The following is an 11,977-nucleotide window of genomic DNA, read 5'->3' on the forward strand; positions in this document are numbered from 1 at the left end:
ATTGTTCATGCTGAAAAGATGCCTGTGGCTTAGCGCACTCATCGCTGGCTGGTTAATGATTACCGCGTGCAGTAGTGCGCACAATACGACGCCTCGCTATGTTCCTCCGGGAGAGAGGACCGCGCTGACGGCGGACCATCCGTGGCCAAAAAATAGTTTCCTGGTGCTGGGCTATCACGATGTCGAGGATGGCGCAGCCGATCAGCGCTACCTCTCTGTGCGCACCAGTGCGTTGAGCGATCAGATTGGCTGGCTGCGTGACAATGGCTATAACCCGATCAGCGTGCAGCAAATTCTCGATGCCCATGACGGTAAAATCGTGCTGCCGGAAAAAGCCGTGTTACTCACCTTTGATGATGGCTATAGCAGTTTTTATACCCGCGTCTGGCCGCTGCTGAAAGCCTACAACTGGCCTGCACTATGGGCACCGGTGGGAAGTTGGGTGGATGCCCCCGCTAACAAAAAAGTGGATTTTGGCGGCCTGATGACGGCCCGAGACAAATTCGCCACCTGGAAAATGGTGGAGGAAATGGGCAAGTCACCGTTGGTGGAGGTCGGGGCGCACACATGGAACTCGCATTTCGGTGCTGAGGCGAACCCGCAGGGCAGTAAAGAACCGGCGGTGGCTAACCGTCTGTATGACAAGAAAACCGGGACTTATGAAACGGACGAGCAGTACTATCGCCGCATTAATACCGATATCTCATTGATCACCAACAAAATTAAGTCCGTAACCGGGAAATCGCCGCGCGCGTGGGTCTGGCCGTACGGTGCGGCTAACGGCACGACGTTAAATTTGGCCAAAGAGCATGGCTATAAGATGGCGTTTACGCTCAACGAAGGGCTGGCGAATGCGGCGTTTCTTGATGATATTCCGCGTGTACTGATATCGGATAACCCTTCTCTCAAGCGTTTTGCCAGTCAGGTTGCCCAGGTGCGTGAACCGCAGACGATGCGCGTGATGCATGTCGATCTGGATTACGTGTATGACAAAGATCCTGCCCAGCAGAAGAGAAACATTGATAAGCTGATCCAGCGTGTTTACGACATGCGCATTTCACATGTCTTCCTGCAGGCGTACGCCGATCCTAAAGGCGATGGGAATATTCGCGAACTCTATTTCCCTAACCGCTGGCTGCCGATGCGTGCCGATCTCTTTAACTACATCTCCTGGCAATTACAAACGCGTGCAGGCGCTACCGTCTACGCCTGGATGCCGGTGCTGGCCTTCGATCTCGACGCCTCTATTCCGCGCGTCACAGCGTGGGATCCGAAAACGGGGCGCAGTGCAATCAATCGCGAGAGCTATGTCCGTCTGTCCCCCTGGGATAGCGAAGCGCGTAAGCGTATTACCGAGATCTATGAAGATCTGGCGAAGCACGCCAGCTTCAAAGGCATATTGTTCCATGATGACGCGTTCCTGACGGACTTTGAAGATGCCTCACCGGAGGCGTTAGCAGCCTACCGCGCTGCGGGCCTTCCGGATAGCATTGAGAAAATCCGTAACGATCCGCAGGCATTTGAGCGCTGGACTCGCCTGAAAAGTAAGATGCTGATCGACTTTACCCAGCAGCTGACGCGGTCGGTGCGTAACATTCGCGGTCCGCAGGTACAAACTGCGCGCAATATTTATGCAATGCCGGTCCTGGAACCTGAAAGTGAAGCCTGGTTTGCACAGAATCTGAATGACTTCCTCAATACCTATGACTGGACGGCGCCGATGGCGATGCCATTGATGGAAAATATTCCAGCCAAGGATGCCAACGCCTGGCTCGACAGACTGGTGAATGCGGTTGCGCAGACCCCTGGCGCGCTGGATAAAACCGTGTTTGAACTGCAGGCACGTGACTGGCGTAAATCCGGTGAACAGGCTGAAATCAGTGGTAAACAGATAGCCGAATGGATGCGTCAGCTTAAATTAAGCGGCGCAGGTAACTACGGTTATTACCCGGATGATTTCATCAACGACAAACCCGAGATGTCAGAGATTCGTTCGACGTTCTCCTCATATTGGTACCCGCAAAAATGACAGATCGCATTATTGCTTTTCTGATACTTTGCCTGATGTTCAGCCTGCCGTTTGGCGTGGCGGTCGTCTTTACGGGTGAAGTGATGCTGAACTTCGTCTTCTTCTGGCCCTTGTTCATGTCTGCATTATGGATAAGCGGCGGGGTGTACTTCTGGTTTTACCGTGAACGCCACTGGAAATGGGGAGACGATACACCGCCACCGACGCTGGAGGGGAATCCGCTGGTTTCGATTCTGATCCCGTGTTTTAACGAAGGGATCAACGCGCGTGAAACCATCGGTGCAGCGCTGGCGCAGCGTTATAAAAACATTGAAGTCATTGCCATCAACGACGGTTCGACGGATGACACCCACGACGTGCTGGAACAGCTGGCTGTGGAACACCCGAACCTGCGGGTGATTCATCTGGCTGAGAACCAGGGCAAAGCGCTGGCGCTCAAAACCGGTGCGGCGGCGGCGCGCAGCGATTACCTGGTGTGTATCGATGGCGATGCGTTACTGGATCGCGATGCGGTTGCGTATATTGTGGCTCCGCTGATCCAGTTCCCGCGCGTCGGTGCAGTCACCGGGAATCCGCGTATTCGCACCCGTTCCACGTTAATTGGTCGCGTGCAGGTCGGCGAGTTCTCGTCGATCATCGGCCTGATTAAACGTACCCAGCGAGTCTATGGGCAGATCTTTACCGTTTCTGGCGTGGTTGCCGCGTTTCGTCGTCGTGCGCTGGCTGAGGTCGGATACTGGAGCCCGGACATGATCACCGAAGATATCGACATCAGTTGGAAGCTGCAGTTGCGCCACTGGTCGGTATTCTTTGAGCCGCGCGCACTGTGTTGGATCCTGATGCCTGAAACATTAAGAGGCTTGTGGAAACAGCGCCTGCGCTGGGCGCAAGGTGGTGCAGAGGTGTTTATCGTTAACATGCGTCGCCTGTGGTCGTGGGAATTCCGCCGCATGTGGCCGCTGTTCCTCGAGTTCTGTTTTTCGACCGCCTGGTCCTTTGCCTACGCGATCAGTATCGTGCTGTTCCTGTTGGGATTAATGATCCCAATGCCCGATTCGCTGTATGTGCAAAACTTGTTCCCACCGGCATTCACCGGGTTAATTCTCGGCGTGGTCTGCCTGCTCCAGTTTGCGGTAAGTCTGATGATCGAACGACGCTATGAAAAAGGCATTGGCGCCTCGTTGTTCTGGATTATCTGGTTCCCGGTGGTGTACTGGATGCTGAGCCTGTTCACCACGCTGGTGGCATTCCCCAAAGTCATGCTCAAACGCAAACGTGGTAGGGCGCGCTGGGTGAGTCCTGACCGTGGAATAGGGAGGATCGAATCATGAATCAGCCACTGATCTTTACCGAACAGCGTTTTCTGCCACGGGCCATCGACGTGCTGTTAACGCTGGTTGCCTGGGTTGGGTTTTTATACCTGATTTATAAAGGACTGATCACCGCGCTGGCGCACTCGCCATATATGGGCGTACGGCCCTTTTTCACCACGCTGGATACAGTGACGTTTTACATCCTTGTCGCTCTGGTCAACGGTCTGGTGCTGATTGGCTGGGCAAAGTACAACCAGTATCGTTTTCGAGTGGAACGACGCAGCCGTAGACCTGGACTGGAAGACCATGAACTGGCGGAAAGCTTACGCATTACCCGGGAACTGGTGACGGAACTGAACAAAGCGAGGGTGCTGACGGTCCACCATCATGAGAACGGTGAAATCAGCCATGTTGATGTGGATAAGCACATCGCCGATAACCGATTGCCGCCGCCAACGCCTGCGATGCTGGAGTATTTGTCGCCAGAGAGGGAGCCGTCGTTGCAAACCAGGCCTGAGTGATATTATTTCTGCCGCCAGTGGCTTCCTTCAGACTCGCAGAGGTCTATGATTAGACCCAGACAATAAAAAAATGCGAGGCAATGTCGTGGATAAGGAACTACTGGATGCAGGTTACCGGGCCTATACCGGCGAGAAGATTGACGTCTACTTCAACACGGCGATGTGTCAGCATTCGGGCAACTGCGTGCGGGGAAGCGCGAAGCTTTTTAACCTGAAACGTAAGCCGTGGATAGTCCCGGATGAAGTAGACGTCGCGACGGTTATTAAGGTCATTGATACCTGTCCGAGCGGTGCGCTGAAATATCGCCAGAAATAAGTGAGGGAACCATGGAAATTCTTGCAGGCCACAATAAATTTTATGTGAACGATGCTGAGGGCAACCAGGTCGCTGAGATTGTCTTCGTGCCGACGGGCGAGCATCTGAGCATCATTGAACATACCGATGTCGATCCCAGCCTGAAAGGTCAGGGCGTCGGCAAACTGCTGGTGGCGAAGGTGGTGGAGAAAATGCGCGCTGAAAACCGCAAAGTTATTCCGCTGTGCCCGTTTGCCAAACATGAGTTCGATAAAACCCGCGAGTACGACGATATCCGCGCCTGATAATCCTGATTTCGCCGGAAGGCATCGCCGCCATCCGGCGCATCACTCCCGATGCAGCAGATCCTGATAAATCCCCGTCAGCACTCCCTGCGGACCAAACTCTTTTTTGATCCACTGAGTCACCCGACCGGTTGCCGAATGCTGGGTCGCCAGCAGCATGCGTGAATCCTGACGCGGGTTGTGGATCTGGCGCATCACCAGCAGCGACTTTTCCATCGCCTCACGCACCATGTAGTCCGGCAAAAAGCCAATACCTTCACCGAGGATCTGGCACTGACACTTGGTATTAAAATCGGGGACCAGAATAGACTCCTGTCCGTGCAGCAGCCAGCCGACCTTCTTGTTAATCGTGTGCGCCGTGTCTTCCACCATGATATTCGGATACAGCCGCAGCTGGCTCTCTGAGATCGGCTCGGGCATAAAGGCCAGCGGGTGATCCGGGGCGATGGCAAACGACCAGCGGATCGCTCCAATCTCGGTGTAATCAATGCCACCGCCGTCCAGTAACGTATCCGGTGCGCCGATGGCGATGTTGGCCAGGTTATTAATGATGGAATCCCAGACGCCGTTATAGACCTCGGTGGTCACGGTTATCTGACAGGTTGGAAACTGCTTTTTGAGGGCCTGCAGCAGCCGCGCGGTATGCTGTGGGGTGTAGAGCAACTGGTTAATGCAGATGCGTACCCGCGCCTCAATGCCCTGGGCGATGGTATCAATGCTGCGCTTGATGGCGTGGAAGTCGTTCAGCAGATCGGTCGCCTTACGGAAGAAATAGCGCCCGGACTCGGTCAGCTCAATGCTGCGGGTACTGCGGGTAAACAGCACCACGTCCAGTCCTGTTTCCATTCGCTTAATGGTGTAGCTAATGGCTGAGGTGGTTAAACCCAACTCCTCGGCGGCCTTGCTGAAACTGCTGTAGCGCGCAACCATGGTGAACGCCAGCAGGTTCTCCTCGGTAAAAATTGAATTCATCCTCTCTCCCCTCAGACCTCAAGACTACCGCCCGCCATATGATGATTGTTGAATGTATTTGTAATCCTTATACAGAGCAATCAGTTTTGAACAGAATTTAACACTAAGATTACATTTGATTTGAAGGCAATCACACTTCTGTTCTTTAGTTGCAGGCCGCTGTCCGTGCAGCATACCGCTTTATTACCCGGATGACTGATTAGCGCGTAAAAGAGCGTCAGCTATAAGAGAAAGATTGCACTACAGCACGTTTTGCTCTCATTATTAAATACTATTCAACAATCGCCTCGCTAACGATGAATGAAATTTAAGCGGATGTTTTTCTCATCACTCTGTTGCTATTCTCAGGTTATCGGATATTTAAAAAGCCTTAAAAACTGCAGGAGAAGGATTATGTCAGAGAAAGAACTTATTACTGAATTTCTGCTGGCGGCAGAGCAGGGCAATGTGCAGGGATTAAAATCCTGCCTGACAAAAAATGTGGATATTAATGCGACCAATCGCCAGGGGCGTACCGCCATAATTATTGCCAGCCTGAATAAACATTACGATTGTGTCTCTTTATTGATTGAGGCCGGCGCTGATATTAATAAACAAGATCAAACCTGCTTTAACCCATTCCTGATTAGCTGTCTGACGAATGATTTAACGCTACTGCGTTTGGTATTACCGGCTAACCCCGATCTTAATTGCCTGAGCCGTTTTGGTGGTGTTGGCATTACGCCTGCCAGCGAAAAAGGTCATGTGGAGATCGTGCGCGAGCTGCTTCTGCGTACCGAAATCAACGTCAACCATACCAATTTTGTTGGCTGGACGCCGCTGCTGGAAGCCATCGTACTCAACGATGGCGGCGCGAAGCAGCAGGAAATCGTCAAGCTGCTGCTTGAAAATGGCGCTAACCCGCACATGACCGACAAATACGGCAAAACCCCGCTGGAGCTGGCGCGGGAGAAAGGGTATCACCAAATCGCCGAGCTGCTGATTGCCGCCGGAGCCTGACCGAGGAGCGCCACTATCGCCACGCTACCACGGCGATGCGTAGCGGCGCTAACCGCCGACGGCGCGCTTCTTGAATTTCGGGGAACGGGGCGAGTAGAACAGGTTTTTTCCCGCGCGGTGAACCTGTTCATACCAGAACAGCAGCGATTGTTCACTTTACTGAGTGAGAGCGGCGATAACGCGCCTAACAGCTGTCGGCTGGCGCTGACGCATTGTGAAGACTTGTTTTACCCCGGTGAGCCGGTGTGTTTTACCGGGATGGGGATAGCCGTTGGTACTGATAAATGGATAGCAACCTCCGATTGCCAGACGTGGCAAATGCCGGTCTGGTCGCCAGATGCCAACCGCTTCGCGGAAATTTCCTGGTGTGGCTGGTCTGAGGCTATCCGCCAACAGCTTAATCACCACGACACATTATTTTTGTACCAGGGAGATAACCCGTTTTATCAGGAAATCGCCCGTGAATTACAGCGACGCCGCCGGGCATTAATCGCCGCACTAAATAGCGGTGAAAATATTTCTGCCGCGGTCGGCCAGTTAATCGGTTTGGGAATTGGCTTAACGCCATCGTCCGATGATTATTTGGTGGGCTTAAGTACGATTTTATTTATTGACCAGCAGCCATTAAAAAAATATCGACAAGATTTTTTAGCCGCCTTACAGAGTGCGGGGAATAACACGACATTACTCAGCAAAATAACACTGGAAGAGGCTTTTCATCAGCGTTATCGGGAAAGCGTCGCGCGGCTGATAACTCACATTATTACTCAGCAACACCACGTTGCTACGCAATATATTACTGACATTAAAAATATCGGCTCAAGTTCTGGCTGCGACATGCTGTACGGCATGGCGGACGCCTGCGCCCTGAGCCACCGGTCCGGAGGGAATTATGTCGATCAGGATAGTTGTTAAAAAGAACACGTATTTTGATTCTGTGTCACTGATGTCTATCTCAACGCGCGCTAACAAGCTCGATGGCGTGGAGCAGGCGTTTGTGGCGATGGCAACGGAAATGAACAAAGGAGTGCTGAAGAATCTCGGCCTGCTGACGCCTGAACTGGAAGAGGCGAAGAGTGGCGATCTGATGATTGTCATCAAAGGCGCGAGCGAGGCGGCGAACGAGCAGACGCTGGTGGCTATCGACGAGCTGTTCACGCATAAAGAGCAGAGTGGTCAGCATGAAGCGCGATATGCCACGCTTGCCAGTGCGAAGAAGCACGTTCCCGACAGCAACCTGGCGGTGATTTCCGTCAACGGCCTGTTCGCGGCCCGCGAAGCGCGTCAGGCGCTGCAAAACAACCTCAACGTGATGTTGTTCTCTGACAACGTGTCCCTCGACGACGAGTTGGCGCTGAAACAGCTGGCGCACGAAAAAGGGCTGTTAATGATGGGGCCGGACTGCGGGACCGCCATTATTAACGGCGCGGCGCTGTGTTTTGGTAACGCGGTGCGTCGCGGCAATATCGGGATTGTTGGTGCGTCCGGTACCGGTAGCCAGGAACTGAGCGTGCGTATTCATGAATTTGGCGGCGGTATTTCCCAGTTGATTGGCACCGGCGGGCGCGATCTGAGCGAGAAGATTGGCGGCCTGATGATGCTTGACGCGATTGGTATGCTGGAAGCCGATCCGCAAACCGAGATCATTGCGCTGATCTCCAAACCACCTGCATCTGCGGTAGCGCGTAAAGTGCTGGATCGTGCACGTAACTGTCATAAACCGGTGGTGGTGTGCTTCCTCGGACGTGACGCCGCGATGGCGGATGAAGACGGGTTGCAGTTTGCCCGTGGCACCAAAGATGCGGCGCTGCGAGCGGTCCTGTTAAGCGGCGTGAAAAAAGAGAGCCTGGATCTGCATCCGCTCAACTGGCCGCTGATTGAAGAAGTGCGCGCCCGCCTGACACCGCAGCAAAAATATATTCGCGGCTTGTTCTGCGGCGGCACGCTGTGCGATGAGGCGATGTTTGCCGCCATGGAAAAACATGCGGAAGTTTACAGCAACATTCATCCGGACCCGGCGTTCCGCCTGCAAGATCTCAACCGCAGCGTGGCGCATACCTTCCTCGATTTCGGTGATGACGACTTCACCAACGGTAAACCGCACCCGATGATCGATCCCACCAACCGCATTAGTCGTCTGTTGCAGGAAGCGCGCGATCCTGAAGTGGGCGTGATCGTGATGGACTTCGTGCTTGGTTTTGGATCGCATGAAGATCCGGTCGGTGTGATGATCGAGGCGATCGCTGAGGCGAAAGCGATCGCCGCCGCAGACGGTCGTCCGCTGGAGATCCTCGGTTACGTGCTGGGAACCGATTTGGATACGCCGGCGCTGGAAAAACAGTGCCAGATGCTGACCGATGCTGGTGTCATCTGGGCGAGCAGCAGCACCAACACCGGATTGCTGGCGCGTGAATTTATCTGTAAAGGGGAGGAAGCCTGATGAGCCAGACGCTGTTTACCCAGCCGTTGAACGTGATTAACGTTGGCATCGCGATGTTCAGCGATGATCTGAAAAAGCAGAACGTACCCGTGACTCAGCTCGACTGGACGCCGCCGGGCCAGGGCAACATGCAGGTGGTTGCTGCGCTGGACGAGATTGCCGATTCGCCGCTGGCAGACAAAATCGCTGCCGCTAACCAGCAGGCGCTGGAACGTATTATCCAGTCGCATCCGGCGCTGATTGGCTATGACCAGGCGATCAACGTGGTGCCGGGCATGACCCGCAACACCATCCTGCATGCCGGGCCGCCTACCCGTTGGGAAAACATGTGCGGCGCAATGAAAGGCGCAGTCACCGGTGCGCTGGTGTTTGAAGGGCTGGCGAAAGATCTGGATGAAGCCGCCGAACTGGCCGCCTCCGGCGAAATTATCTTCTCGCCGTGCCATGAGCACGACTGCGTCGGGTCGATGGCGGGCGTGACGTCGGCGTCGATGTTTATGCACATCGTCGAGAACAAAACCTACGGCAACCGCGCATATACCAATATGAGCGAGCAGATGGCGAAGATCCTGCGCATGGGCGCGAACGATCAGAGCGTTATCGAAAGGCTGAACTGGATGCGTGATGTGCTGGGGCCGATGCTGCGCGATGCCATGAAGCTGGCGGGCGAAATCGACTTGCGTCTGATGCTGGCGCAGGCGCTGCACATGGGCGATGAGTGCCATAACCGTAATAACGCCGGGACGGCGCTGCTGATTCAGGCGCTGACCCCGTGGATCATCCAGACCGGTTATCCGGTCGCGCAGCAGCGTGAAGTGTTTGAGTTTGTCCTCAGTAGCGACTATTTCTCCGGACCGACGTGGATGGCGATGTGTAAAGCCGCGATGGACGCCGCGCACGGCATTGAGTACAGCACTGTCGTGACGACGATGGCGCGTAACGGCGTCGAGTTCGGTTTGCGCGTCAGCGGCTTACCAGGGCAATGGTTTACCGGTCCGGCGCAGCAGGTGATTGGCCCGATGTTTGCGGGCTACAAGCCGGAAGATTCAGGGCGCGATATCGGCGACAGCGCGATTACCGAAACCTACGGCATTGGTGGTTTCGCCATGGCGACGGCTCCCGCCATCGTGGCGCTGGTCGGCGGTACGGTTGAGGAAGCGGTCGATTTCTCTCGCCAGATGCGTGAAATCACGCTGGGCGAAAACCCGAACGTCACCATTCCGCTGCTCGGTTTTATGGGTGTACCAACCGCTATCGACATCACGCGCGTGGGCAGCACCGGCATTCTGCCGGTGATCAACACCGCGATTGCGCACAAAGATGCGGGGATCGGCATGATCGGCGCGGGAATTGTACATCCGCCGTTTGCCTGCTTTGAAAAGGCGATCCTCAGCTGGCGCGATCGCTACTGCCAATAACAACAACCGGGGCTAACGCCGTTAGCCCCGGGCTCGCAAAGCGAAAAACGTTGCTTACCTGCAGGGCTGGGCGATCTCCGCGATCGCAAACGATGCTTAACCTGTAAAGGATATTCCATGAACAGCATAAAACTAGAATGGAAACGCGGTGACTGGGCGGCTTACTTTGGGCTGATGACCAACAACCTGACTAACCTGCTGACAATGATGGGGCTGCTCATTTTTGTCGTCGGGATCCCTACCGAAATTGTTTATGGCCGTATTGCGCCTGCCTTTGGTCTGGCGGTGCTGGTGGCCAGCGTCTGCTATGCCTGGTTTGGCCTGCAGATGGCAAAGCACACCGGGCGTAAAGACGTGACGGCGCTGCCGTCCGGGCCGAGCGCGCCGTCAATTTTTACCGTCACATTCCTGGTGCTGATGCCGGTTTATCAGCAAACCAAAGATGCCAACTTTGCCATCCAGATAGCGCTGGTGTGGTGTTTTGTCGAAGCGTTGATCCTGGTCGGCGGCTCGTTCCTCGGCGAGACTATCCGCAAGATGATCCCGCGTACGGTACTGCTCTCTTGTCTGTCCGGCCTGGGACTGCTGCTGCTGGCGATGAACCCGATGCTGCAGGCGTTTGAAGCGCCGACCGTCTCCTTCATCGTCCTGCTGCTGATCTTCATTAACTGGTTCGGTAAGAAGCCGATTTTTGCCCGTATCCCGACCGGTTTGCTGCTGCTGATTGCCGGTACGGCTCTGGCATGGATCTCCGGTTTACAAAGCCCGGAAGCCATTAAAGCGTCGATGTCCTCCTTTGGTTTTAACCCGCCGGAAATTCACGTCGACAGCTTCCTGCAAGGCCTGCCGCACGCTCTGCCGTATCTGGCTTCTGCGGTTCCCCTGGGACTGGCGAACTACATTTTTGACCTCGAGAACATTGAAAGTGCGCACGCCGCAGGCGATGAGTACAACACCCGTAAGGTCATGATGGCGAACGGTTTTGCCTCGATGCTCGGCTGTATGCTGGGTAATCCATTCCCGGTGACCGTGTATGTCGGGCATGCGGGCTGGAAAGCGATGGGAGCCAGCATCGGTTACACCCTCGCCTCGGGTATCACCATGTTCCTGGTGCCGCTGTTTGGCCTGGGAGCGTTTATGCTCGCCATTATTCCGATGACCGCGATCGTGCCGATTCTGGTGTTTATCGGCGTGGTGACCGCCAACCAGGTGGTACGAGAAACGCCCAAAGTCGAGGTGCCTGTCATCTTCATCTGTCTGTTCCCGTGGATAGCCAACTGGGCGTTGACCATCGTTAACAGCGTGATGGGGGCGGCTGGAACGTCAGCGGCGAAACTCGGAACCGATCTGCTACACAGCAAAGGCGTGTACTACGACGGGCTGGTGCATCTCGGTAGCGGCGCGCCGCTGGCCAGTATGCTGTGGGGCTGTATCGCCATCTTTGCCATTATAAACAAGCCATTACGCGGAGCTATTGCCGCCGCCGGTGGGGCGCTGCTGTCACTGTTTGGGGTGATCCACTCCCCGGCCGTTGGGTTTGCTGAAGGCAGCTCGCTGATGTTTGTCATGGCCTACCTGATGATGGGCGGTATGTTCGTGATAAAGCATGTTCTCGACAGCCGTGAAGCGGTGACTGCTCTTGAGCAGCAACCGACCAAAACCTCCTGAATCGTTTAGCTGTGGAA

The 11,977-nt window shown here is 54.8% G+C and carries 11 protein-coding genes; 10 read left to right on the plus strand and 1 reads right to left on the minus strand.

The features are described from left to right. Positions 1-7: 7 nt before the first annotated feature. The 5 genes from pgaB (at position 8) to JQ822_RS09715 (ending at position 4,463) form a co-directional block, all read left to right on the plus strand. Entirely contained in the window at positions 8-2,029 is a 2,022-nt protein-coding gene (pgaB, locus tag JQ822_RS09695; protein ID WP_213133292.1) for a poly-beta-1,6-N-acetyl-D-glucosamine N-deacetylase PgaB, read from the plus strand. Beyond that, complete coding sequence (gene pgaC / locus JQ822_RS09700; RefSeq protein ID WP_213133293.1) at positions 2,026-3,360, plus strand: poly-beta-1,6-N-acetyl-D-glucosamine synthase; 1,335 nt, start codon at positions 2,026-2,028, stop codon at positions 3,358-3,360. Before pgaB ends, pgaC begins: the two co-directional genes overlap by 4 nt. Next, complete coding sequence (gene pgaD / locus JQ822_RS09705; RefSeq protein ID WP_213133294.1) at positions 3,357-3,863, plus strand: poly-beta-1,6-N-acetyl-D-glucosamine biosynthesis protein PgaD; 507 nt, start codon at positions 3,357-3,359, stop codon at positions 3,861-3,863. The genes pgaC and pgaD overlap by 4 nt, the downstream gene beginning before the upstream one ends. An 85-nt stretch (positions 3,864-3,948) precedes the next feature. Then, positions 3,949-4,179, plus strand: a complete 231-nt coding sequence (gene yjdI, locus JQ822_RS09710; protein WP_135324427.1) for a 4Fe-4S mono-cluster protein YjdI — start codon at positions 3,949-3,951, stop codon at positions 4,177-4,179. 11 nt (positions 4,180-4,190) lie between these two features. After that, a complete protein-coding gene (locus JQ822_RS09715; RefSeq protein WP_016157396.1) occupies positions 4,191-4,463 on the plus strand; it encodes a GNAT family N-acetyltransferase in 273 nt (90 codons plus the stop codon). Between the two features lie 42 nt (positions 4,464-4,505). Here JQ822_RS09715 and JQ822_RS09720 read toward each other — a convergent pair whose 3' ends face one another. Further along, positions 4,506-5,435: a LysR substrate-binding domain-containing protein gene (locus JQ822_RS09720; protein ID WP_135324429.1), complete on the minus strand. Its 930-nt coding sequence runs from the start codon at positions 5,433-5,435 to the stop codon at positions 4,506-4,508. A gap of 393 nt (positions 5,436-5,828) precedes the next feature. Between JQ822_RS09720 and JQ822_RS09725 the strand changes: the two genes are divergently transcribed. The 5 genes from JQ822_RS09725 (at position 5,829) to JQ822_RS09745 (ending at position 11,960) form a co-directional block, all read left to right on the plus strand. Continuing rightward, a complete protein-coding gene (locus JQ822_RS09725) occupies positions 5,829-6,434 on the plus strand; it encodes an ankyrin repeat domain-containing protein (protein WP_213133295.1) in 606 nt (201 codons plus the stop codon). 15 nt (positions 6,435-6,449) lie between these two features. Then, positions 6,450-7,349 carry a DUF2877 domain-containing protein gene (locus JQ822_RS09730; RefSeq protein ID WP_342344237.1) on the plus strand — a complete coding sequence of 300 codons (900 nt, stop codon included), beginning with the start codon at positions 6,450-6,452 and terminating at the stop codon, positions 7,347-7,349. Beyond that, complete coding sequence (gene fdrA, locus JQ822_RS09735; protein WP_213133297.1) at positions 7,327-8,874, plus strand: acyl-CoA synthetase FdrA; 1,548 nt, start codon at positions 7,327-7,329, stop codon at positions 8,872-8,874. The genes JQ822_RS09730 and fdrA overlap by 23 nt, the downstream gene beginning before the upstream one ends. Then, a complete protein-coding gene (locus JQ822_RS09740; RefSeq protein WP_213133298.1) occupies positions 8,874-10,292 on the plus strand; it encodes a DUF1116 domain-containing protein in 1,419 nt (472 codons plus the stop codon). The genes fdrA and JQ822_RS09740 overlap by 1 nt, the downstream gene beginning before the upstream one ends. Positions 10,293-10,409: 117 nt before the next feature. Beyond that, a complete protein-coding gene (locus JQ822_RS09745; RefSeq protein ID WP_213133299.1) occupies positions 10,410-11,960 on the plus strand; it encodes a xanthine permease in 1,551 nt (516 codons plus the stop codon). Positions 11,961-11,977: the final 17 nt, after the last annotated feature.

The organism is Citrobacter sp. FP75 (assembly GCF_018342065.1).
In the GTDB taxonomy this organism is placed as follows: Bacteria; Pseudomonadota; Gammaproteobacteria; order Enterobacterales; family Enterobacteriaceae; genus Citrobacter.